24 protein-coding genes are annotated in these 21,599 nt (G+C 70.1%); 14 read left to right on the top strand and 10 right to left on the bottom strand.

Annotated elements, in window-relative coordinates; all coding sequences use genetic code 11:
- Positions 1-2: 2 nt before the first annotated feature.
- Positions 3-677 (bottom strand): START domain-containing protein, encoded by a 675-nt coding sequence (locus Q664_RS43415; RefSeq protein ID WP_052519417.1) that lies wholly within the window; start codon positions 675-677, stop codon positions 3-5.
- A gap of 113 nt (positions 678-790) precedes the next feature.
- Between Q664_RS43415 and Q664_RS43410 the strand changes: the two genes are divergently transcribed.
- A complete protein-coding gene (locus tag Q664_RS43410) occupies positions 791-2,290 on the top strand; it encodes an HAD-IG family 5'-nucleotidase (RefSeq protein ID WP_043410559.1) in 1,500 nt (499 codons plus the stop codon).
- Between the two features lie 82 nt (positions 2,291-2,372).
- Here Q664_RS43410 and Q664_RS43405 read toward each other — a convergent pair whose 3' ends face one another.
- Positions 2,373-2,828, bottom strand: a complete 456-nt coding sequence (locus tag Q664_RS43405) for a DUF2267 domain-containing protein (protein WP_043410557.1) — start codon at positions 2,826-2,828, stop codon at positions 2,373-2,375.
- A 199-nt stretch (positions 2,829-3,027) separates the two neighbouring features.
- Between Q664_RS43405 and Q664_RS43400 the strand changes: the two genes are divergently transcribed.
- The 5 genes from Q664_RS43400 to Q664_RS61780 all read left to right on the top strand — a co-directional run bounded on the left by Q664_RS43400 (position 3,028) and on the right by Q664_RS61780 (position 5,559).
- Complete coding sequence (locus Q664_RS43400; protein ID WP_052519416.1) at positions 3,028-3,546, top strand: zinc ribbon domain-containing protein; 519 nt, start codon at positions 3,028-3,030, stop codon at positions 3,544-3,546.
- 110 nt (positions 3,547-3,656) lie between these two features.
- The gene (locus tag Q664_RS43395; RefSeq protein WP_084610854.1) at positions 3,657-3,863 is read left to right on the top strand and encodes a hypothetical protein; all 207 of its coding nucleotides are present in this window, start codon (positions 3,657-3,659) and stop codon (positions 3,861-3,863) included.
- A 57-nt stretch (positions 3,864-3,920) separates the two neighbouring features.
- Positions 3,921-4,589: an RDD family protein gene (locus Q664_RS43390; protein ID WP_043410550.1), complete on the top strand. Its 669-nt coding sequence runs from the start codon at positions 3,921-3,923 to the stop codon at positions 4,587-4,589.
- An 88-nt stretch (positions 4,590-4,677) separates the two neighbouring features.
- Entirely contained in the window at positions 4,678-4,956 is a 279-nt protein-coding gene (locus Q664_RS53490; protein ID WP_052519415.1) for a hypothetical protein, read from the top strand.
- Between the two features lie 99 nt (positions 4,957-5,055).
- Positions 5,056-5,559 carry a hypothetical protein gene (locus Q664_RS61780; RefSeq protein ID WP_052519414.1) on the top strand — a complete coding sequence of 168 codons (504 nt, stop codon included), beginning with the start codon at positions 5,056-5,058 and terminating at the stop codon, positions 5,557-5,559.
- On the opposite strand, the gene Q664_RS43370 is transcribed toward Q664_RS61780, so the two are convergent.
- The 5 genes from Q664_RS43370 to Q664_RS43350 form a co-directional block, all read right to left on the bottom strand.
- Positions 5,510-6,595, bottom strand: a complete 1,086-nt coding sequence (locus tag Q664_RS43370; protein ID WP_235217101.1) for a S1 family peptidase — start codon at positions 6,593-6,595, stop codon at positions 5,510-5,512. The two genes, Q664_RS61780 and Q664_RS43370, sit on opposite strands and share 50 nt — an antisense overlap.
- Positions 6,596-6,882: 287 nt before the next feature.
- Complete coding sequence (locus Q664_RS43365; RefSeq protein ID WP_043410548.1) at positions 6,883-7,455, bottom strand: hypothetical protein; 573 nt, start codon at positions 7,453-7,455, stop codon at positions 6,883-6,885.
- A 41-nt stretch (positions 7,456-7,496) separates the two neighbouring features.
- Positions 7,497-7,880 carry a hypothetical protein gene (locus tag Q664_RS43360; RefSeq protein WP_052519413.1) on the bottom strand — a complete coding sequence of 128 codons (384 nt, stop codon included), beginning with the start codon at positions 7,878-7,880 and terminating at the stop codon, positions 7,497-7,499.
- Positions 7,881-7,882: 2 nt separating this feature from the next.
- Complete coding sequence (locus Q664_RS43355; protein ID WP_043410545.1) at positions 7,883-8,770, bottom strand: hypothetical protein; 888 nt, start codon at positions 8,768-8,770, stop codon at positions 7,883-7,885.
- Between the two features lie 98 nt (positions 8,771-8,868).
- Positions 8,869-9,696, bottom strand: a complete 828-nt coding sequence (locus tag Q664_RS43350; protein WP_043410543.1) for a CheR family methyltransferase — start codon at positions 9,694-9,696, stop codon at positions 8,869-8,871.
- Positions 9,697-9,954: 258 nt separating this feature from the next.
- Between Q664_RS43350 and Q664_RS43345 the strand changes: the two genes are divergently transcribed.
- The gene (locus Q664_RS43345; RefSeq protein WP_043410541.1) at positions 9,955-11,328 is read left to right on the top strand and encodes a hypothetical protein; all 1,374 of its coding nucleotides are present in this window, start codon (positions 9,955-9,957) and stop codon (positions 11,326-11,328) included.
- Positions 11,329-11,342: 14 nt separating this feature from the next.
- Here Q664_RS43345 and Q664_RS43340 read toward each other — a convergent pair whose 3' ends face one another.
- The 3 genes from Q664_RS43340 to Q664_RS57010 form a co-directional block, all read right to left on the bottom strand.
- The gene (locus tag Q664_RS43340; protein WP_052519412.1) at positions 11,343-12,254 is read right to left on the bottom strand and encodes a DUF3396 domain-containing protein; all 912 of its coding nucleotides are present in this window, start codon (positions 12,252-12,254) and stop codon (positions 11,343-11,345) included.
- Complete coding sequence (locus Q664_RS59640) at positions 12,251-12,478, bottom strand: hypothetical protein (RefSeq protein ID WP_052519411.1); 228 nt, start codon at positions 12,476-12,478, stop codon at positions 12,251-12,253. Before Q664_RS59640 ends, Q664_RS43340 begins: the two co-directional genes overlap by 4 nt.
- An 81-nt stretch (positions 12,479-12,559) precedes the next feature.
- Positions 12,560-13,063, bottom strand: coding sequence for a hypothetical protein (locus Q664_RS57010; RefSeq protein WP_152622674.1), 504 nt, complete (start codon positions 13,061-13,063; stop codon positions 12,560-12,562).
- Positions 13,064-13,316: 253 nt separating this feature from the next.
- Here Q664_RS57010 and Q664_RS43330 point away from each other — a divergent pair, with 253 nt between their 5' ends.
- From Q664_RS43330 to Q664_RS43300, 7 genes are all read left to right on the top strand, one after another.
- Positions 13,317-14,999 (top strand): DUF1592 domain-containing protein, encoded by a 1,683-nt coding sequence (locus tag Q664_RS43330; RefSeq protein WP_200883852.1) that lies wholly within the window; start codon positions 13,317-13,319, stop codon positions 14,997-14,999.
- On the top strand, positions 14,996-16,330 hold the full coding sequence (locus tag Q664_RS43325) for a DUF1552 domain-containing protein (RefSeq protein ID WP_043410537.1): 1,335 nt from the start codon (positions 14,996-14,998) through the stop codon (positions 16,328-16,330). Before Q664_RS43330 ends, Q664_RS43325 begins: the two co-directional genes overlap by 4 nt.
- A 111-nt stretch (positions 16,331-16,441) precedes the next feature.
- Positions 16,442-17,419, top strand: coding sequence for an esterase/lipase family protein (locus Q664_RS43320; protein WP_043410534.1), 978 nt, complete (start codon positions 16,442-16,444; stop codon positions 17,417-17,419).
- Positions 17,419-18,357, top strand: coding sequence for a hypothetical protein (locus tag Q664_RS43315; protein ID WP_043410532.1), 939 nt, complete (start codon positions 17,419-17,421; stop codon positions 18,355-18,357). Before Q664_RS43320 ends, Q664_RS43315 begins: the two co-directional genes overlap by 1 nt.
- A gap of 192 nt (positions 18,358-18,549) precedes the next feature.
- Positions 18,550-19,209, top strand: a complete 660-nt coding sequence (locus tag Q664_RS43310) for a LysM peptidoglycan-binding domain-containing protein (RefSeq protein ID WP_043410529.1) — start codon at positions 18,550-18,552, stop codon at positions 19,207-19,209.
- Between the two features lie 92 nt (positions 19,210-19,301).
- Positions 19,302-20,966, top strand: coding sequence for an isovaleryl-CoA dehydrogenase (locus Q664_RS43305; RefSeq protein WP_043410526.1), 1,665 nt, complete (start codon positions 19,302-19,304; stop codon positions 20,964-20,966).
- 55 nt (positions 20,967-21,021) lie between these two features.
- On the top strand, positions 21,022-21,599 hold a 578-nt coding region (locus Q664_RS43300; protein ID WP_043410524.1), incomplete at its 3' end, for a DJ-1/PfpI family protein.

The following is a 21,599-nucleotide window of genomic DNA, read 5'->3' as shown; positions in this document are numbered from 1 at the left end:
TCCTACAGTGGCCGGGGAGAACCGCCCGTCGCCGTCTGCCCCCCCGCGACACGTGCCGAGGCCTGCTTGCGCGCCCGCTTCTCCACCGCGCGCACCGTGTCCAGCACCGCGTCCTTCTGGCCGAACCCCGCCAGGAAGCCGGGAATGGAGCCACCCGTCTCCACCGTGAAGCGGTAGACGAAGTGCGCCTTGCCCTCGCCGCGCGGAGTGATGACCCAACTGCCCTCGTTGTGACGCAGCCGCACCACGCCCTCCTGCTCCGGCAGCGCCTGGTTGTCCGCGGACCACTTCTGGCGGAACGTGCCCGTCCCATCCGCCTCCAGCAGCTGCTCGTCCACCACGCGCACCACGTAATCCCGGTTGGAGACGACGGGCAGGTCCAACTTCGTGTACGTGACGCGCGTTCCCTCGGGCCCTGTCGACAGCACCCGCGATTCCGTCACATAGGGCATCCACTGCCGGAAGCTCTCATGGTCTCGAAGCACCGACTGGATGTCCTGGATGCCGGCCTTCATCACGCCTTCCGCCCAGACTTCCCGGCAGCCCGGAATGTCCGCCCGTTTGCGAACCCGGATGGTCACCTCGCCGTCGGCGACCTGTTCCCACCCGTCCCCGGCACTCGCTCCCCCCGCCACCAACGCCACGACCAACACCGCGAGCCCTGGCAGACCCCGCATGTTCGACTCCCCTCACTCTGCGGCGGGTCCTGGCCAGCTCCCCGCCCTCCACCAACGCCCACCCCGCCAGAAGTATCGACTTTTGGCACCGGCCAGGGCACGAACGTAGGCATATGACCGGGAACCTGACAGCCCCCCCACCCGAGCGCGGGCTCTTCTGTAATCGCACCCTCAACATGAGGGCCATCAAGGCCATCGGCTATGACATGGACTACACGCTCATCCATTACAAAGTGGAGGCGTGGGAACAAAGGGCCTACGAGCACATGCGCGATCGGCTCGTGGCGCAGGGCTGGCCCGTGGGCCACCTCACCTTCGATCCGATGCTCGCCATGCGCGGCCTGATCATCGACACCGAGAAAGGCAACCTCCTCAAGGCCAACCGCTTCGGCTTCGTGAAGAAGGCCCTCCATGGCACCCGGCCCATGGACTTCGAGAACCAGCGCAACGAGTACGCCCGCACCATCATCGACCTGTCCGAGCGGCGCTGGGTCTTTCTCAATACCTTGTTCTCACTTTCCGAGGCGTGTCTGTATTGCCAGGTGGTGGACCTGCTGGACGCCGGCAAGCTCGCCGGGCCCATGGGCTACACGGACGTCTACGAGCACGTGCGCCGCAGCCTGGATGCCACCCACATGGAGGGCGCGCTCAAGGCGGAGATCATCGCCGACCCGGGCCGCTACGTGCTGGCCGAGCCGGACACGGCCCTGGCGCTGTTGGATCAAAAGAACGCGGGCAAGAAGCTGCTGCTCATCACCAACAGCGAGTGGGCGTACACGCTGCCCATGATGCACGCGGCGTTCGACCCCTTCCTCGAGGGGATGACGTGGCGCGAGCTGTTCGACGTGGTCATCGTCAGCGCGCGCAAGCCCGAGTTCTTCACCACGCGCTCCTCGCTCTTCGAGGTGGTGACGGTGCAGGGACAGGAGGGGCTGCTGCGTCCGCACGCGGGGCCGCTCAAGCCGGGCGTGCCCTACTTCGGCGGCAGCGCCACGGAGGTGGAGCGCTCGCTGGGCATGAGCGGGGATGAAATCCTCTACGTGGGCGACCACATGTTCGGCGACGTGCACGTCACCAAGAACGTGCTGCGCTGGCGCACCGCGCTCGTCCTCCGCGAGCTGGAGGACGAGATTCGCGCCATCAGCGCCTTCCGGGCCACCGAGGCGCGGCTGGCCGAGCGCATGCAGCACAAGGAGCGGCTGGAGGCCGAGGCCTGCCAGGTGCGGCTGGAGCTGCAGCGGCGGCGGCTGGGCTACGGCCCGCGCGAGCCCTCGCCCCCGGACGAGCAGTTGCACGCCCGCGCCTCCGAGCTGCGCCTGCGACTGGAGGAGCTCGACACGGAGCTGGGCCCCATGGCGCGCGCCGCCAGCGAGCTGTCCAACCCCATCTGGGGCCTGCTCACGCGGGCGGGCAACGACAAGAGCCACCTGGCGCGCCAGGTGGAGCGCTACGCGGACATCTATACGTCCCGGGTGAGCAACTTCCTCTTCGCCACGCCCTTCGTCTACCTGCGCAGCCCGCGCGGCAGCCTCCCGCATGATCCGACCACGCCGGGCGGCACCCCCGTCTTCCCCGCCTCCACCGCCGGAGGAGACGACACGAGCGCGCCCTGAGGCTCCGGCCGCGACCGGGAGCAACGGGTCCAACGGTTGGCTCCGTTGCCACGCCGCGCGGCCGGGAGGTGCCCCGGGCCCCCTACTGCGTGCGCCGCCACAGGTCCTGCAGATCCGGCGGCAGGTTGCTCTCCACGTCCTGCGCCTCGCCCTCCGAGATGTGCTCGCGCAGGCCCAGGAACACGGCGCGCACGAGGCTCTCCACCTCGGAGGCGTCCTTGCCCAGGTCCTCCGCCACCCCCCGCAGGAAGTCGTCCCGCGTCCGGCCATACTTCCGCGCCGCCTTCTCCGGCCCCTCCGTGGGCAGGAACTCCAGCAGCTTGCGCGGCAGCTGCGCCTCCAGGTCTTTCGCCTCCTCCGGCTGGATGCGGTGCAGCAACGCGTTGATGACCGACACCGCCGCACACTCAACCAGTCCCGCCTCCAACTTCCCTACCTCGGCCAGGTGCTTGATGAAGGCGGCGTAGCTGCGGCCCAGGTGGGATTGGTGGCGCTTCTCACTGCGGCTCGTGGGTCCGCCGGTGGGCGTGTCGGCCATGGGGCTCTCCTCTGGAGTGTCGTTTTCTGGAAGGTGGGCATGGGCGGGGGGCTGGCGGGAGCGGGCGATCAGGAAGGAGCTTCTGGGGACCCGGGCAGAGGGGACGGACTGGCTCGGGGAGGGCCGGGAGGCAGGGGAGCGTCCAGGCGACCTGGCCGATCAGCAGGGCGTGTCAGACCCCCCTAGTATGAGTAGAGCCGTGAGCCACTCGACCACCAACGGCGCGTTGCGAGTCCTTGAGCAGGGCAACCTTCTCGACGGGGCGGACCTGATGCCTGTGCAGAGCCGAAGCGAGCGGAAGAAGCGGACTCGCAAGCCGGCGGCGCCCCCCAAGAAGATGGGATTCGTGGCGGCGCTGTCGCTGGTGGTGCAGCACGGGCGGCAGTTGGCGAAGGAAGTGGGGAAGACGGCGCTGTCGCGCTGCCCCCGCTGCGGCCACATCGGCCCCACCGAGCAGGACTTCGGCACGCGCATCATCCGCGGCGAGCGCCGGCCGCAGTCCTGGTGCCGCAACTGCCGCAAGGTGCACCTGCCGCCCCTCAAGGCCCTGCCGAACCGCTCGGGCCGCGCCGTGAAGGCCACCCTGGTGGAGACGGCCAACGAGAAGCCCGCGAAGTCCAAGCGCTCCGCCGCCCGCACGGCGCCCACGGCCGCTCCCCGGGAAGGCCTGCTCTTCTCCATCGACGAGCTCGCCCAGGGCAAGCGCCGCACCTCCTGAAGCCCCCTCCCGTCCCGCGAGCGGCCGATCAGCGCCCCGCGCCGCCCCCCGCTGAGATGACGGTGCCGTCCGCCGGGCCCATTCCTCACCTTGCGGAGGAGGGAGAGCACATGGCGGTTCGATCGGACTCGAGCAAGGGCAGACCCACCCCCTTCCGGGATGAGCTTCCGCTGCTCCGGCGCGAGCGGCTCCTGGCCCGGGCCCGGCTGGGGCCGGCCTCGGAGCCCCACCTGCCGAAGCGTCCCCACGGAGAGGTGCCCGTGCGCGGGCGCAAGAAGCCCCCCAGCCAGATGCACCTCAAGCGCGACGGCGGGTGAGCCCCCGCGCGCAACAAATCCGAGACGGGCGCGATTCGCGGACTATGCTGGGAACGAATGAGCGACGCGCTGTTCTCCTCGGAGTTCGAACCGGCCGACACCCGCTACCTGTGGCGGCTGTGGTTCGCGGACCTTCTGGACCTGGCCACCTCGGCGCTGCTGGGTTGGGGGGCGCTGCGGGCGCTGGACGTGGACCGGACGCCGCGGGCGCTCGTGGTGGCCGCGGTGGTGACGTGGCTCGCCATGTCCCTGGCGGGTGGGCTGAGCGGGTGGACGTTGTGGCGGGGTGTCCTCGGCCTGCGGCTGGTGGCGGACGGGAGCCCGCCGGGCCCGGTGCGCGGCCTCGTGCGGGCCGTGCTCGCCCCGGTGGACCTGGTCATCTCGCCCTTCGTGCAGCGGCGCTACGGTGATCGCCTCCAGAAGGTGCAGCCGGAGGCCGTGCCCGTGTTCACCAAGAAGTGGCAGCGCGGCCTGGGCTGGCAGGGCTTCTGGCTGGTGATGGTGTTCGCCTCGGTGTGGTTCATCGTGTTGCCCACGAAGCGCGAGGCGCTCGGCTACCTGAAGAAGCTGGACGGGTGGCGCTGCTGCAACGCGAAGACACCGCCCTCGCCCTTCAAGTGCACCACCTCCGTGTCGCGCGCGCTGAGCGAGGCGGAGGACGGGGACGCGCAGGCGCAGGCCATCGTGAAGGACTGCCCGCGGGCCACGGCCGGGTTGGGGCGCTGAGCCAGCGGGCGCCCGGCATACGGGTGAGCCAGCGGGGGGATGGAAAACCAGCCCGGGCGTCCTTACCTCCGATGCAGGAGGCCACTCTATGGCAGTCAGGACGCGGGTAGCAGGCATCAAGAACAAGCGGCGGATGACGGACGTCGACGAGGCGCAGACGAACCGGCAGGCCCCGGGTCTGGGCAGGGGCAAGAAGACCGTGCCACGCGACCAGGCCGCGGCCCTGCGGCGGCAGAAGCTGCTGCGCAAGGCCACCCCTGGCCCGGCCATGACGGAGCCCGTGGGGCTCGGGCTCGCCACCACCGAGGTGCGGCCCGGCAAGCGGACCGTTACCCGGCGCAAGACGAAGCGCGGGAACGCCCTGTAGCGCTTCCGCGTCCACAGACGACCCAGACACCCGTGCGATGGTCCGGCCTCCCCTGGTCATTCCGGCCGGCCATCCCTACCTCCATTGGGGGGAGAACCCATGCCAGAGAAAACCCAGCAGTCCCGTGCCAGGCGCGCCAAGGCCAAGGGCACCACCCTGACGGTGAAGGCCTCGGACATTGGTGACGTCCCCGCCGGCAAGAGCGCCCACGCCCTGAAGAAGAGCGGTGGCGTCATCGGCCGCGCGAAGACGACCGAGCGCTCCGTCAGCCAGCGCCGTCCGCCCGGCGAGGGCAAGAGGGCCCAGAGCCTCAAGCTGCCCCTGCCCGAGACGGGGAGCTCCACCTCGCGCCGCAAGACGATTCCGGACGAGGCCGCCGCCCAGTACCGCCACGGGCCGCACCGCAAGACGGTCGCCACCGAGTCCGCCGCCGCCTACCGCCGCGAGGAGCGTCCGAAGCATCCCCGCAACGAGGCCAGACAGCGCCAGGAGACGCGTGCCAAGCGCGGCTCGCCCGTGCAGGGCCGCAAGAAGGCCCCGAGCGAAATGGACATCACCCACCGCGGCGGCCCGCGCAAGCGCCTGCCCCTCCACGGCGGCTGAGCGCCCGGCCCCTCCTGACGAGCAGCCTCCACGCGCCCAGCCCCCATAACCAGGGGCTCGCGCCCGGCGCTCCCGTGCAACCGCTCGCCTCCTCGGGGAGCGGTGCCGGGACACAGGGAGTGAAGCAGCGGCACGCGTCCTCGCCCTCGGGCTCCAGGCGCGCGCAGACGCTGCCCGCTCCGCATTGCACGTCCTCGGAACACAGGGCGCCGTAGTTCCCCTCCTGCAACGCGGGCTGGAGGCAACGCGCCGCTCCTCCCTCCGCCACCGTCTCGCACGCGAGCCCCGCCGGGCACTGCGCATCGCTCGTACAGCTGGCGGTGCAGAGGGACTCGAGGGGGAGCTCCGGGCCTCGTGGCTCCAGTTGCCCGGCGAGGAAGGGCCGGATGAAGTCCTCGAGCAGCACGTCCACCCGGACGTTGAAGGCCTCGTCGCGGCAGGCCACGTCACCACTCGCGGTGACTCCCACGAGGACCTCGCCTCCCTCCGCGCCCCGCACCAGCACCGGCCCTCCGCTGTCCCCCACGCAGCTCATGGATGGCGCGGGGTCCGCTCGGAAGCCGCCCGCCTCCACCTGTGTCAGGACCAGCGTTCCCTGGCGGCGCTGCCCCGCGGGGGCGCTCGCGTCCCTCGTGTCTCCGAAACCCACCACCCGCGCGGACTGGCCTGGCTCCAGTGCGGCCTTCGCGGGCTCGGGAAGTGGGAGGGGAGATTCGTTCACCGGTTTCGCCAGGCGCAGCAGCGCCGCGTCGTAGGCGTGGCTCGTTCGCTCGTAGCCCGGGTGCCGCACCGCGCTGGCGACCCGGATGAAACGGCCCCCGGGCTCCGGCTCCGGCAACAGCTTCGCCCCGAGGAAGACCTCGTAGGCCCCGTCCGTCCCGAAGAGCTCCAGGCAGTGCGCCGCCGTCAGCACCACGTCCGGGGCGATCAGCGACCCCGTGCACAGCAGCGTGAGCGGCTCTCCCGTGCAGCGCGCCCGCCTCGCCAACAGGGCGACCACCGCGGCGTCATCCGGGGCCTCGGTTCCCGCGACCACGGTGTCCGTTCGAATGAAGGGGCTCGGCGTGGGCGGCGTCGGGGCACAGGCACTCAGCGTCCCCAGCGCGAGCCACAGCAGGACTCGGGTTCCGCGCGGACCCTCACCCCAGCCCTCTCCCAGAGGGAGAGGGTGATCGCAACCCGGGTTCATCCGATACCCTCACCCCGTCCCTCTCCCGAGGGGAGAGGGGATGTGTCCGGAGCAGTGCTCACCGCTTCACGCGACCTTCACCGCTTCACGCGACCTTCACCGCTTCACGCGACCTTCACCGCTTCACGTGACGCTTACTGTGCAGCCTGCTCCTGGCTCGCCTGCCCCGCCAGGTCCGCCGTCTGCTTGTGCAGTTCCTCCAGCCTCGCCCGGTGACGCGACAACTGCACCGCCAGCCGCCTCGCCTCCTCCTTGTTCCCGCTCGCCTCCGCCGCCGCCCGCTCCTCCTCCAGCCGCTCCAGGTCCCGCGTCCGCAGCTCCGTGATGCGCACCAGCTTCCCGTGCTTCCACTCCGCCGTCTGCGGCTTCTCCGGCTCGATGGGCTCGTTCCGCTGCGGCAAGGGATTGGCCACCTCGGGCTCCGGCACCACGTCCCCGGGGCCGATGGGCACCACCGTCGCCCCGCGCCCCTCCGACGTCACTCCCGCGCCCGGACTGGACTTCACCTTCTCGGCCAGCCGCTCGCGCGCGGCCGCTGGAACGGAGATGGACGCGGACGGAGCGCTCGGAGCCACCTTCATGGGCGGCGGCGCCCCGGCCGGAGGAGCGACGGCCTGCGGCCCGGTGGGCACGAAGCGAAGCATCAGCGCGGCCCCCAACACCAGGGCCGCACCGAGCGGGAGAAGGACACGGGACCGGTTGTTCATCGCTCCTCCATTGTCTCCCAAAACCGTCCGGCGCGCTGCCCCTACAGGCGCAGCTTCCAGCCGTCCGGGTGCTGCTCCACGCGCAGTAACATGGGCTGCTCGCGGACCTTCCCGTCCCGTGCCACCCGCGCGCGCACCACCACCGCGCTCGAGTCCCGTCCGTCCACCTTCGCGTCCAGCACCTCCACCAGGGAGACGCCGTGCTCGTTCAGCTCCCGCACGGTCGCCTGGCAGGTGTCGCCCTCCTTGCCGGTCAGCAAGGGAGCGAGCACCGCGCAGTCCCCCGAGGGCAGCTCCTCGAAGAAGCGCCGCACCGTGGTCCGCGCGGCCTCGGTCTTCCGGGACTCCGTGTTACAGCCGAGGGCGGCCACCAGGCCCAGCCACAACGCGGCGCGAGGCACCGCCCTCACGTTCAGCCAGCGCATCGTCAGTAGCAGTTGCCAGCGAACAGCTCGTCGTCGCTCGCGGAGACGAACTGGTCGTCGCAGTAGGCGCTCGCCAGCGCGTGGCCGTTGCGCACGCACCCGTCATGGTTGGTGGCGTCCAGCGTGTACTGGGTGTCTCCACCGCAGCCACCACCGCAGCGGCCGAAGCAGATGCCCATCACCTTCGGGCGGCTCCAGTGGTCCGGCTCGCCGCACACCCACGTGCTGCCGCTCATGTAGTACTCGTCGCCGCCGCACGTGGCGTGGTCGCCGAGCTGGGCGATCTGCTGGTTCTTCGCCAGGTCGAAGCCGCCGTGCTGGCAGTCGTGCTTGGCGTACGAGTACCAGTTGTAGGAGCCACCGCAGCTGCCCGTCCACTTGCCGTTGCACTTCGCGTAGCTGCACAGCATGGTGTAGCCACGGCCCTCCTCGCCCATCACCGCGCGCTGCAGCTCCACGGAGGTGGGGTGCTGGGACCAGAGGCTCACCGCGCGCCGCAGGTACCTGGCCTCGGGCGCCGCCGCGTCCCCCGCGGGAATCCGCTCGTTGAGCGCCGCGTACAGGCCCGTCAGCACCTCGCGGTCCCCGTCCAGCATCTGCGTGTCCTGGCCCGTCTCCTCGCCAAAGCCGTCCAGGTCCGACACGCCATTGACCGCGTCCACCAGGCCCGTCAGCGACATGCCGTTCTGCCGCACTTCAATCCGGTAGACGCCCTCCTCCACCTGCTTCGAGGAGAAGCTCGCCTCGGCGCCCGCCTGCGCGAAGCGGCCGGTCACCGCACCGGACTCCTGCTTCAGCTCCAGGCCGTCCACCGCCTGCGCTTCCGGGCGCGTGCTGCCACCACAGCCCAACAGCATCACCGCCGCGACTGCTCCCAAAACCCTACGCATGAGCTCGCATCCTTCCTGCACCGGTTATTTCCGATTCGCAGAAAATGAGAGACTCTCGCGATTAACGGATTTGTTCGATTCCATCAAGTCGAGACGCGTCAAAGGCGCGGGCCGGAGGGATGGAAGAGGGGCAGCGCCCCCGCGGCGCGCACGAGGCCCTGGGCGTCCTCGGGGAGCGACTCGTGGGCGCCGATGGCGAGCACCCCACCGGGCACCAGCCGCTCCAACAGCCGTGCCAGCACCTCGCGCTGCACGGGCCGGGCGAAGTAGGTGAAGGCCACGTTGCGGCACAGCACCAGGTGGAAGGGGCCCTCGGGCATGCCCTGGCGCAAGTCCTGGCGGCGGAAGTCGAGCCCCTCGCGGTACTCGGGCCGCAGGCACAGCGCCTCGCCCTCGGAGGTGAAGGCCTGGTCCACCCACCCGGAGGGCAGCTCGCGCAGCGTGGCGCGCCGGTAGCACCCACGGCGGGCCCGCTCCAGCAGCGCGGCATCCGCGTCGGTGGCCACCAGCTCCAGGCGGAACTCCGGGAAGCGCGGCCGCAGGCCCAGCCGGAAGAGCACGGCCAGGGTGTACGGCTCCTCCCCCGAGGCACACCCCGCGCTCCACACGCGGAAGACGGACTCACCCCGGGACCGCATGGCCTCCAATATCCGTGGCAGCAACGATTCGCGCAGCGCCTCGAAGACGCCCTGATCCCGGTAGAAGCGCGAGAGGGTGACACGGCACAGCGCATCCAGCACGGCCCGCTCGGCCGGGTCCGCCTCCAGCCGCGCGAGGTAGGCGGGGAGCTCCACCCCCCCCAGCGCCTTCATCCTCCGGCCCACGCGCTTGCACACCTGCCCGCGCACGCGGCGGAAGCCCTCGTAGCGCAGTTGCAAGTGCAATGAGGCCCACCGTAGCAATTCCAGACACTCGGCATCCGTCACGAGACACCTCCTCCGCTCCGCCCCCCGCCCACCTTTTCACCACCGCCCCTCCTGAGCCCATACATGGAGCGGGCGCACGGCGCGCGAGTTCTCGAACACTGGAAGCGGCGGGGCCCCCAGGGTTGTTGAAGGCCAGACGGGTGAGCTGTCCTCCCGGGCAAGAGGCTCGAACCGGCGGTCGTCTTCATTGTTGAGACATCGGCGGGCGACCCCCACCTTGGCCCGACGAGGGCCGGCGAAGGCCGGCGGGAGGCAGTCATGGCCGGAGACCTGAAGCGCCCCCACCCGCGGTCCACCCTCTTGCTCACGCTGGCCGTGCTCGGCGGCTACGGCACCGGAGAAGAGTGGAAGCCAGAAGACCTCGCGGACCAGGAGCACGAGCTCCAGTCCGGGTCCCGGCGCAAGAGCGCCGGAGGCGAAACGCAATGGGTGCACACGCTGCGCAGCGCGGCGGAGACGGATGCGCCCGTGGCCGTGGTGCACGACTCGCGGGGCAACGTCCTCACCCTGGGCAACCACCGCACCCCCATCGGCTCCGAGGGGAGCATGCCTCCAGGCACTTCCGTCCTGGTGCTCTCCAAGTACTCGCTGCAAGGCGGGCTGCTGTGGACGCGGCTGCTCGCGGCGCCCCCGGGCACGGGCACTCCCTACGTGCGGGGACTGAGCCTCGCCGTGGAGCCCTATGACACGGTGCTCCTCACGGGCGTGCAGAGCGGTGGGTTGGAGCTCGGCGGACGCGTGCTGCCCGCCGGGGCCTTCCTGGCGAGGATGGATGGGAACGGAGCGCCGATGTGGTCCCGATCCCTGCCCACCACCGCCACGGAGCTGGCCGTCAACACGCGGGGCCACATCACCCTCGCGGGCACCCTGACGGGCCAGGTGGACTTCGGCAACGGGCCCGTCACCGGCGCCAGCAATCCCTACCTCGTCCAGTACGACGCCCAGGGCACGCTGCGCTGGGTGTACGTCGATTCCGCGCGCGGCGTGACCATGGACCTCGCGCAGGATGACGCGGGAGACCTGTACCTGGCCGGCGGCCGCTTCATCCCGCCCTCCCCGCTCCTCGTGCCCTCCGTCTCGCGAGTGTCCGCCGAGGGCACTCCGTCCTGGACGCGGCCGCTCGAGGGCGCCACGGGCGTGACCATGAGCGTGGCGGCCCATGGGGGTCAGGTGGTGGTGTCCGGCTATTTCACGGGGAAGCTCGTCTTCGGCGGCCGGGAGCTCGACGCGTACACGAGCCGCGGCTTCGCGCTCGCCTTCGGCCTGGAGGGAGCCGCGCTCTGGGGCGCGCTGCTCGGCAGCACGGGGGGGCTGGTGGAGATGGACGAGGGCTCGGGCGTGGTGGTGGCCGGCCGCTACACGGGAGGCGAGGACTTCGGCCTCGGACTCGGCACGATGGAGGGCTACCCGGGCGCGACCAACGTGTACGTGCTGCGGCTCCAGCGCCCCACGGGAAGACTCCTGTGGAGCCACACGTACCCGTCCGCCCAGACACTGCCGGTGGACCTGTCCGTGTCACGCCAGGGAGAGAGCGTCCTCACGGGGACCTTCCGGGCGCCGGTGGACTTCGGCACCGGCCCGCTGAGCCCCACGCCGGGCGCCAATACCTTCCTCGTCCAGATGGAACGCTGAGGGCGGAGCGGAGGTCAGTCGAGGAACCGGCGCTCCCAGCGGCGCCTCTCTTCGGGAGTGAAGTCCTTGTCGTACCGGGGCCCTTCGTAACGCCAGGGCTCCAGCACACGCGCCAGCTCACGGTAGGCGGGCAGCGTGCGGCCCTGCTCGGTGTCGCCCGCCTCCGGCCATTCTCCGAGCGTCACCACGGCGCGGCCTCCGTCCAGGTCCCGCACCGTGGTTCCCGGCGAGTGCAGCCGCGCACGCAGGGCGTCCACGCCACCCAGTTCGCCCAACACCGGCTGGCCCAGGAAGGTCAGCCACGAGGGGCCGCGCACCCGCGTGCCGATGTTGTACGAGAAGGACACCACATCGGGGATGTCCATGCCCGGGTAGCGCAAGCACCGCTCGCGAATCTCCTCCGTCACACCCACCACATCATTTGGACCCAGGAAGGCCAGACCCACGTTGCCGGAGCAGAAGGGCAGGGGAGCCGCCAGTTCCAACGCCATCGCGCGAACCCGCTCCGGACCATGCTCCTCCAGGTACTCCGTGGGCAGCCAGAACGAGGCGACGCACGCCTCCTTGTCCGAGCCTCGCCACTCGGGATCATCGATCCGCCTGCCCTGATACTCGAAGCGATATTGATCCGGCCCCTCCGTGCTGTCTTGCTGCAGGATGACGCGGGGCCAGGGATCTTCCAGCAGATGGCGCCGAGTGAACGCCCAGCCCTCCGCATCGAGCGACTGGCAGTCCCCCTCATCGTCCACATAGAAGGCGAAATGCTCCGCGCCCACGGCGTTAAGATAGGTATCCATCGAGCGCATGACCGCCTGGGCCATTTGCGTGTGCGGCCGGCGCATGTAGAAGTCCAGCCGCAAGCCCTCGTGTATCCAATAGCCTCTGGATTTCGTGCGGAGACGGATTCTCGGATAACGCTCGCTCACCAGAACATTCCTTTCCGAGGACCGATGAGGTGGACCTCGGGTCCAAATGCTTCCTGGTATATATCTCCCTGGAGTCGACCTGCGTAACGGTGGCCCACGGGGTATCTCCTCCACCCAGGCTCCCTCTCGAAGCCCACACAACGGAACTTGAAGTCGTAGACAGCCAGCACCAGGAGCGGATCTCCCGTGTGGATGACCACATCCGGCTCCAGCGTCCCCTTCAACTCCTCTCCGCCCTGCCGCAGCAGTTTCGCGAGTTCCTCGGGGCTGATGAGGGACTTCTCCTTCGTGTCCCGGTTGAACCGTTAGCGCTGCTTGAGGCTGAACTTCAGGCCCAGCTCACCCAGCTTCGCCTGCGCACACGCCAGGGCCACCTCGTGCATCTCCAACCCGAGACGAATGGCCCACGTCACGCTCCGGCCCCGTGCGTCCACCGTCATGGCCTTGCACTCGGCTTCCTTGGGAACCAGCCCCTCGAAGGTCCCCTTGAGCCGCGACAACACCTCCGTGCGCGCATGATCCGCGCACTTCTCCATCTCCGGCTTGAGAGAGGTCATCACCTCGGGGCTCAGCGCGTGGCCCACGGCCGCGGCGGACGCCACGGCCGCCCCCACCGTCTGCACCGGCCCGGTGGCCACCTCCCTTCCACTCACGGTGGCGCAGGAGAGAGGGTTCTTCAGACAATTGGCGCTCAGTGAATCGAGCGCATACTGACGCGGGGCTTCACGGCCGAGCGTGCCCGCACAGGCCTCGAGCAACAAGCAGCCAACAACCAGCCCTCCCCAACGGCGTACGAAACGGTGCGGCATGTCCTCTCCTTTCGAGGTGCCCATCATCTCGCGGTGACAGCGACCAGGAAACACATCCCGCGGGCTGAAGCCGTGAACGCGCGTGCCCCACGGTGACGCGCGCGGTGGCCACACGGGATACGCCGCTTCCATCACCGTCCCTTCTCCTGCCCACCACCCCGACGGGTTTCCGACACCCACCCATCCCTCCAGCACGGAGAAAGCGGGTGGTGGGGAAATTGCTCAGGGCCTTCTCCGAGCGAGGAGGTCCCACGTGTCCAAGAAGTTCCCACACAGCTGGCGGAAGGTGCTGGCGGCCCCGGCCTGCGCGCTCCTGCTCGCCGGCTGCCGGAGCAACGAGCTGCCGAAGGCGAGGGAGTTGCCGCCCACATCCCAGACGGAGCCCCCCGGCAACCCGGCCTGCCCGGGTCCGACAGTTCCGGGCCGCGTCACCCTGCACCGGCTCAACCGCGCCGAGTACGACAACACGGTGCGCGACCTGCTGGGAGACACCACCCGCCCGGCGCGAGACTTCCCCGCGGACGATCACGGCTACGGCTTCGACAACAACGCGGACGTGCTCAGCCTGGGGCCGCTGCTGATGGAGAAGTACTCGGCCGCGGCGGAGAAGCTCGCCGAGGCATCCTGGCCCCGCGTGCGCACCTGCACGCCCGAGCCGGCGGACCCGCTGCCCTGCGCGCGGCTCATCCTGGAGCCCTTCGCCCGCCGCGCCTGGCGCCGGCCCGTCACCCCAGCCGAGGTGGACCGGCTCCTGGCCTTCCTCCCACTCGCGCGTGCACATGGCGAGGGCTTCGACGCGGGCATGAAGCTGGCCCTGCGGGCCGTGCTCCTCTCTCCGCACTTCCTCTACCGCGTGGAGCTGGACCCGGACCCGGCCTCCACGGCGCCCCACCCGCTCAACGACCACGAGCTCGCCAGCCGCCTCTCCTACTTCCTGTGGAGCAGCATGCCGGACGAGGCGCTCCTGGCCGCGGCGGACGCGGGGACGCTGCGCAATCCCGAGGAGCTGGAGCGCCAGGTGCGCCGCATGCTCGCGGACCCGAAGGCCGAGGCGCTGGTGGACAACTTCGCCGGGCAATGGCTGTACACGCGCGCGCTCGACTCACTCCACCCGGACCCGCTCCTCTACCCCTTCGACGACTCGCTGCGCGAGGCCATGCGCCAGGAGACGCGGCTCGTCTTCCGCGAGTTCCTCCACGGGGACCACCCGGCGAAAGAGCTGCTGGACGCGAACTTCACCTACGTGAACGACCGGCTCGCCCGGCACTACGGCCTGCCCCCTCCGGGCACGAGCCAGATGACGCGGGTGGACCTCTCCGCGCACCCGGAGCGCGCGGGCCTGTTCGGACAGGGCTCCATCCTCGCCGTCACCTCGCACCCGGACCGCACCTCGCCGGTGAAGCGGGGGCTCTGGGTGCTCGAACAACTCCTGTGCAAGGCACCACCGCCCCCTCCGCCCAACGTGGAGGGCCTGCCACCGCCGGTGGACCCGAGCATGGGCATCAAGCAGCGCATGGCCCGGCACAGCAGCGACCCCACCTGCTCGGGGTGCCACCAGTTGATGGACCCCATCGGCTTCGGGTTGGAGAACTTCAACCCGTTGGGCGCGTGGCGGCAAAAGGAGGAAGTGAGCGGTGCCCAGGTGGACCCGAGCGGCGAGTTGCCAGGCGGCATCCGCTTCAAGGATGGGGTGGAGCTGCGCACCCTCCTCGCGTCGGACCCGGCGCTGGAGCGCTGCATCGCCCAACATCTGCTCACCTACGGGCTGGGACGCGGGCCCACGAGCGCGGATGCCTGCACGCTGGACGACATCGCGAGCAAGGCCCGGACGAGCGGAGGCCGGCTGTCGGACCTCATCCTCTCCGTCATCCGGAGCGAGGCCTTCACCTCGCGCGGTGGGGAGGCGGAGGACACGAACGGGGAGGGTTCACGATGAAGGACTCCAAGCTGTCACGGCGGACGATGCTCCGGGGCCTGGGGGCGCTGATGGCCCTGCCCCTGCTGGAGCAGATGCAACCCACGGTGGCCCGGGCGGCGGAACCCGGCGCCACGCCACTGCGGCTGGCCGTCTTCTACGTGCCCTGCGGCCTCTTCATGCCGAACTTCACGCCTCGCGGCACCGGGCGGTCCTGGACGCTGTCGCCCACGCTGCAACCGCTGGCACCGGTGAAGGACGACGTGCTGGTGCTCTCCGGGCTGTCGCACGAGCCCGGGCGGCCGGACGAGTTCGGCCACCACGCGGCGGGCACGGGCGCCTTCCTCTCCTGTGTGAAGGTGGTCAAGACGAACAGGCAGGATGACATTCGCGCGGGCGTCTCCATGGACCAGCTCGCCGCCAGGGCCCTGCGGCCCCACACGCGCCTGCCCTCGCTGGAGCTGGGCAACGACGGAGGCGACGGAACGGGCTCGTGCGACGCCAGCTTCAGCTGCGCCTACGCACGCAACATCTCCTGGGCGGGGCCCACCAGCCCCCGGGCCAAGGAGACGAACCCGCGGGCGGTGTTCGACCGGCTCTTCGCGGGCTTCGACCCGGACGCGACGCGGGCGCAGATCGAGAAGCGCAAGGCCTACGAGCAGAGCATCCTGGACTTCGTGAACGAGGACGCGCGGGCGCTCCAGCAGCGGCTGGGGGCGAGGGACCGGCGCAAGCTGGACGAGTACTTCACCAGCGTGCGCGAGCTGGAGCTGCGTGTGGCGGCGCTCGACCAGCAGGCCCCCACGTGCTCGAAGGGCCCGCGGCCCGAGCGGACGGAGGACGTGCGCGAGAAGACGAAGGCGATGTGCGACCTGATGGTGCTCGCCTTCCAGTGCGACCTGACGCGGGTGGCGACCTTCATGCTCGGCAACGGGCGCAGCGACCGGGTGTATGACTTCCTCGGGCTGACGACGGGGCACCACACGTACTCGCACCACCAGCACCACGCGGACAACCACGCGGCGCTCGCGAAGATAGACCGCTGGGAGATGGAGCAGTTCAGCTACCTGCTGCAGCGGATGAAGTCGGTGCGCGAGGGGGACGCGACGCTGCTGGACAACTCCCTGGTGTACTTCGGCAGCGAGGTGGCGGACGGCAACTCGCACGGGCACTCGGACATGCCGGTGGTGCTCGCGGGGCGCGGCGGGGGCGCGGTGACGCCCGGACGGCACGTGCGCTACGGCGGGGAGCCCATCGCCAACCTGTTCATCTCCATGCTGGACACGGTGGGCGTGGACGTGAGCCGCTTCGGAGATGACGGCACGGGCCCCCTCCCCCGCTTGAAGGAGTGAGCGCTCAACATCCCGGCCACGCTCTGTCAGGTGCTGGCCGTTGCGGGCGCATGGCGCTGGCCCCTTCGTGTGTGTCTGGTGTTGGCTTCCCGGATAGCAGGGGGAAGCCACATGCCTCGCCGCCAGATGGTGATTCCGGGAACGGGCGGAGTGCTCTACGAGAGCGCCGCGGGAGCGCGGGCCGCGACCATCTTCGAGCTCCTCGCCCAGGCCGGTGCCGCACAGACGCTCCGCTGCAAGCACGGGGTGGATCCCGAAGCACTCGAGCCGCTGGAGAACACGCTCGTCGCCCGCGGGTTCATGACGCTCGCCTACGAGCCCTTCGCGCACGCGTTCCCCAGGTGGGACTTCTTCGATTACGACTGGCGGCTGGACATCCGCTACAGCGGCAAGCGCCTCGCCGAGCACCTCCAGGCCGAGGCCTCGCGCGGTGACCGCTGGCGGCTGGTGGCGCACTCGCAGGGAGGGCTCGTCGTCCTGGCGGCGGCCCGGCTCCTGGGCGCCGAGGAGCTGGCGAGGCTCGTCCAGGGTGTGTGTTTCGTGGGCGTGCCCTTCTTCGGCTCGGTGAGCGCCCTGCTCGCCCTGCTGGAGGGAACCTTCTTCAAGAGCACCATCCCGAAGGAGGTGGTGCGCACCTGGCCCTCCGTCTACCAGATGCTGCCGCGCTGGAGCGTCACCCGGGGCAATCCCAACCGGCCCGAGCTGCTCCTCGACGCCACCTGGATGAACGCCGGGCTGCTGCCCGCGCCCGGTGCGCCCGAGGACCTCTCCCAGCACATCGACAGGAGAATGCTCGAGCGGGCGCGAGCGCTGTACCGGGCCACCTCGACCGGCTACTTCGAGCCCCTGCGCAAGCTCGACTTCATCCGCATCCTCCAGGGCAACAACCTGAAGACGGCGTTCCGGCTCCCCCAGTTTCCCAGCACGGAGGAGGTCATCAACGTGGACGGCGACACGCTCGTCCCGGACCAGTTCACACGCGACCGGCTGCCCTCGTGGGTTCAGGACGAAGCCACCATCCGCCGCCTGCCCGCCGCGGAGCACTCGCTGCTCTGCGGTGACGCCAACGTCTTCGGACTCTGCCTCTGATGCGCTCCACTCCGCTCCTCCTGCTCGCCGTCCTCCTGCTCGCGCTGGCTCCGGCCGCCGCCCAGACACCACCGGCCACCGGGCCCGTCCCCATCGCGGACAGTGATGGGGATGGAGTCCCGGACCTGCCTCCAGGCCAGACGGAGGCGCCCGCGTGCCATCCCGGCCGGATGGAGGCGTGCGCCGACAACTGCCCGCTCGATGCGAACCCTGGCCAGGAAGACAGCGACGGGGATGGAGCGGGAGACCTCTGTGACCCGTGCCCGTTCGTCCCCGTGAAGGACGGCGAGCACGCGGACGCGGATGACGATGGCGTGGGCGACGAGTGCGACACCTGCCGTCTGCCCAATCCCCGGAACGAGAGCGGCGAGCAGGCCCCGTGCCCCGAGAAGCAGGCCCACTCGGAATGGAAGGATCCCAACCCGCTCGGCCGGCGGTTGCAGTTCTTCATCCGCCCGCTCGCCCTGGGGTACCGGTACCAGGGGAGCTGGGTCGGCTCGACGGGCCTCGGGCTGCACCTGGGAGGCTCCCTGGGCGAGTGGCGCTTCGACGAGAAGGGCACGGCCTTGAAGGTGCCCTCCTGGTACTGGTCCGCCGGGGTGTATGGCGATTCGGTGAACCTCTTCGCGGCCGAGCACCTCGGCCCCTACGCGGCGCTCGACTTCCGGCCGATGGAGTGGGCGCCCTATGCGCGCTCGTGGGCCAGGGAGTTCAAGTTCGGCGTCGGCGCGCACCTCTTCTGGTCCAAGCGCGTGGAGGGCGTGGAAGACCGCCCGCTCCAGCTCGGCGTGGGGCCCCGGGTGGGCTTCCTCGACATCGTCTCGGTGATGCCCTTCGCCCAGTTCGATCTCGCCAACGGCGGCGACTTCTCCTGGGGCGGGATGCTGGTGTTCGACTTCAAGGTCCTCCAGGACCTGGGCGTGCCGCTGGCGAAGTGAGCGGAACAGTTCGTCCAGAAGGTTTGTAAACAGGTGCTCCGCCATGGCGGAGGACGTCCCACCGGCAGGTGGCCGTTTTCATTCAGGATTTCCCGGAGGGCGGCTGGAGGGCCCGCGTAGATTCCAAGAGTTTGGGAAATCCAGACGCAACTCCGGGAGGGAAATCGCGAAAATCATTGCAGGAGATTTCGCATGTCCACCTACCGCATCCGCCCTGGCGACACCCTCTCGGCCCTTGCCTCCCGGTTCAAGACCAGCGTCTCGGCGTTGGCGCGCCACAACAAGATCGCCAACCCGAACCTCATCTACGCGGGAAGGACGCTGCGCATCCCTGGCAAGGGTGACAGCTTCGAGCCGGCCAAGGCGGGCGGGACGCGCGGCGGTGGCCGCCCCGGCGGCACGGGCGGCACGAGCGGTGGCGGGAAGGTCCAGGGAAGCGGTGGCGCCGCGAGCCCGGGCAACGTGACCCCCGCGATGCGCAAGCTCGCGAGCGCGGGCCGCGCGGCGGCGCTGGGCATGGGCGGGTACAACAGCCAGGGCCTGTGCGCCACCGGCGTGAGCCGGGCCATCCAGAACGCCTTCGGCTTCAAGGTCTGGGGCAATGGCAACCAGATCGACAACAACCTGCCCCGCGACAAGTTCAAGCAGGTCAACATGTCGCTCGAGCAGGCGCTGAAGACTCCGGGCCTCGTGCTCACCTGGGAGAAGACCTCGTCGCGCCTGGGCAGCATCTACGGCCACACCGCCATCACCACCGGTGACGGCCGCTCCTCCGTGAGTGACTTCATCGAGCGCAACACGCTCGGCGCCGGTGGCCGCAGCGGGCTGAAGATCTTCATGCCGCTCATCTAGCTCCCACCTCACCGTGGAGCACCGCCGCCTCCGGGGTCGTCACCCGGGGGCGTTGTCGTTTGAAGGGGCGGCTTTCTGCTAGGAACAGCCCCATGAACGACTCGCGCACCATCGCCGAAGGCTTCCTCACGCACCAGGTCACGAACCAGGCTCCGCCGCTCACCTACGACGCCTGGGCCACCGACACGGTGTTGCGTGAAGCCGTGACGCGGGAGGGGGGCGGCTGGGCGGAGGACGAGCTCGCGAAGTACGGCCCCGTCGTGGGCGGGGAGTTGATGCAGCTCGGGTTCACCGCCAACGAGAACAAGCCGAGGTTCCGTCCGTTCGACCGGTACGGCAACCGCCTGGACGAGGTGGAGTTCCACCCCGCCTACCATCGCCTCATGGAGCTGGGCATCGCCCATGGCGTGCCGAACTTCGCCTGGCGCCACGAGGACAAGCCCGGTGCCCACGTGGCCCGCATGGCGCTGTTCTACCTGCACAACCAGGCCGATCAGGGCACGAGCTGCCCCCTGACGATGACCTACGCCAGCGTGCCCACGCTGCGCCGCCAGCCGGAGCTCGCCCGGGAGTGGATGCCCCGTGTGAGCTCGACCACCTATGACGCGCGGTTCATCCCCGCGGCGCGGAAGCAGGGCGCCACCATCGGCATGGGCATGACCGAGAAGCAGGGCGGCTCGGACGTGCGCACCAACAGCACGCGGGCGCATCCGCTCGGGAGCCGCGGTCCGGGACAGCCCTATGCGCTCGTGGGCCACAAGTGGTTCTTCTCCGCGCCCATGAGCGACGCGTTCCTCGTGCTCGCGCAGGCCGAGGGCGGGCTGTCCTGCTTCCTGCTGCCGCGCTTCACGCCGGACGGCGAGCGCAATGCCATCCGCGTCCAGCGCCTCAAGGACAAGCTCGGGGACTGGAGCAACGCCAGCTCCGAGGTCGAGTTCCACGGCGCCACCGCCTGGATGGTGGGCGAGGAGGGCCGCGGCGTCTCCACCATCCTCGAGATGGTGGCCCTCACGCGCCAGGACTGCATGATCGGCTCGAGCGGCCAGATGCGGCAGGCGCTCGTGCAGGCCATCCACCATACCCGGTACCGCAAGGCCTTCAGCAAGCGGCTGATTGAACAGCCCCTGATGATGAACGTGCTCGCGGACCTGGCGCTCGAGTCCGAGGCGCACACCGTGCTCACCGCGCGCGTGTCGCGGGCCGTGGACGCGAGCCATCGGGAGGCCCGGGAAGCGGCCTTCGGGCGGATCGCCACGGCCATCGGCAAGTACTGGGTGTGCAAGCGCGCGCCCGCCTTCATCAACGAGGCGCAGGAGTGCCTCGGCGGTGCGGGCTACGTGGAGGAGTCGAACCTCGCGCGGCTGTACCGGCAGGCCCCGCTCAACTCCATCTGGGAAGGGAGCGGCAACATCCAGTGCCTCGACATGCTGCGTGCGGTGACGCGCGAGCCGGCCAGCCGCGACGCCCTGTTCGAGGAGCTCCTCGCCGCCCGCGGTGGACATCCGGCGCTCGACGCCGAAGTCGCGCGGCTGACGAAGGAGTTCGACGACCAGGGCACGCTCGAGTCACGCGCGCGTTACATCGTCGAGCGCCTCGCGCTGGCGCTGCAGGCCTCCCTGCTCATCCGCGCCGGCAACAAGCAGGTCTCGGACATCTTCTGCGAGTCGCGGCTGGCGGGTGCACACGGGCAGACGTTCGGCACGCTGCCGGGCCACGCTCCGTTCCACGCGCTCATCCAGCGCGCCTTCGCGGAGTGAGCCGGGACGCCCGCTGTGCTATTTCCTCATGGGTCTTCAACCCGGAGGAAACCCTATGGCGGGCAAGAAGCTGCTGATGCTGGTGGGCGATTACGTCGAGGACTACGAGGTGATGGTGCCGTTCCAGGCCCTGCAGGCGGTGGGGCACACGGTCCACGCCGTCTGTCCGGACAAGAAGGCGGGAGAGACGGTGCGCACCGCCGTGCACGACTTCGACGGAGCGCAGACGTACAGCGAGAAGCCGGGCCACAACTTCGCCGTCAACGCCACGTTCTCGGAGATCGAGGCCTCGCAGTACGACGGCCTGGTGATTCCGGGCGGCCGGGCGCCGGAGTACCTGCGGCTCAACCCGAAGGTGCTCCAGGTGGTCCGCCACTTCGCCGAGGCGAAGAAGCCCATCGCCGCCGTCTGCCACGGGCTGCAGGTGCTCGCGGCGGCGGGTGTGCTCGAGGGCAGGCGTTGCACGGCCTACCCCGCCTGCGGCCCCGAGGTGACGCTCGCCAAGGGCACCTACGTGCAGGTGCCGGTGGATGACGCGGTGATTGACGGAAACCTCGTCACCGCGCCCGCCTGGCCCGCGCATCCGAAGTGGATCGCCGGCTTCCTCCAGGTGCTGGGCACGCGCATCCAGCA

This window comes from Archangium violaceum Cb vi76 (assembly GCF_000733295.1).
Classification (GTDB): domain Bacteria; phylum Myxococcota; class Myxococcia; order Myxococcales; family Myxococcaceae; genus Archangium; species Archangium violaceum.
The sequence above is the reverse complement of the archived record's forward strand: the minus strand, read 5'-3'. Positions and strand labels throughout refer to the sequence as shown.

Coding starts and splice junctions, on each gene's coding strand:
- Q664_RS43415 (WP_052519417.1), bottom strand. CDS start 677: ATGCGGGGTCTGCCAGGGCTCGCGGTGTTGGTCGTGGCGTTGGTGGCG.
- Q664_RS43410 (WP_043410559.1), top strand. CDS start 791: ATGACCGGGAACCTGACAGCCCCCCCACCCGAGCGCGGGCTCTTCTGT.
- Q664_RS43405 (WP_043410557.1), bottom strand. CDS start 2,828: ATGGCCGACACGCCCACCGGCGGACCCACGAGCCGCAGTGAGAAGCGC.
- Q664_RS43395 (WP_084610854.1), top strand. CDS start 3,657: ATGGCGGTTCGATCGGACTCGAGCAAGGGCAGACCCACCCCCTTCCGG.
- Q664_RS43390 (WP_043410550.1), top strand. CDS start 3,921: ATGAGCGACGCGCTGTTCTCCTCGGAGTTCGAACCGGCCGACACCCGC.
- Q664_RS53490 (WP_052519415.1), top strand. CDS start 4,678: ATGGCAGTCAGGACGCGGGTAGCAGGCATCAAGAACAAGCGGCGGATG.
- Q664_RS61780 (WP_052519414.1), top strand. CDS start 5,056: ATGCCAGAGAAAACCCAGCAGTCCCGTGCCAGGCGCGCCAAGGCCAAG.
- Q664_RS43365 (WP_043410548.1), bottom strand. CDS start 7,455: ATGAACAACCGGTCCCGTGTCCTTCTCCCGCTCGGTGCGGCCCTGGTG.
- Q664_RS43360 (WP_052519413.1), bottom strand. CDS start 7,880: ATGCGCTGGCTGAACGTGAGGGCGGTGCCTCGCGCCGCGTTGTGGCTG.
- Q664_RS43355 (WP_043410545.1), bottom strand. CDS start 8,770: ATGCGTAGGGTTTTGGGAGCAGTCGCGGCGGTGATGCTGTTGGGCTGT.
- Q664_RS43345 (WP_043410541.1), top strand. CDS start 9,955: ATGGCCGGAGACCTGAAGCGCCCCCACCCGCGGTCCACCCTCTTGCTC.
- Q664_RS57010 (WP_152622674.1), bottom strand. CDS start 13,063: ATGCCGCACCGTTTCGTACGCCGTTGGGGAGGGCTGGTTGTTGGCTGC.
- Q664_RS43325 (WP_043410537.1), top strand. CDS start 14,996: ATGAAGGACTCCAAGCTGTCACGGCGGACGATGCTCCGGGGCCTGGGG.
- Q664_RS43320 (WP_043410534.1), top strand. CDS start 16,442: ATGCCTCGCCGCCAGATGGTGATTCCGGGAACGGGCGGAGTGCTCTAC.
- Q664_RS43315 (WP_043410532.1), top strand. CDS start 17,419: ATGCGCTCCACTCCGCTCCTCCTGCTCGCCGTCCTCCTGCTCGCGCTG.
- Q664_RS43310 (WP_043410529.1), top strand. CDS start 18,550: ATGTCCACCTACCGCATCCGCCCTGGCGACACCCTCTCGGCCCTTGCC.
- Q664_RS43305 (WP_043410526.1), top strand. CDS start 19,302: ATGAACGACTCGCGCACCATCGCCGAAGGCTTCCTCACGCACCAGGTC.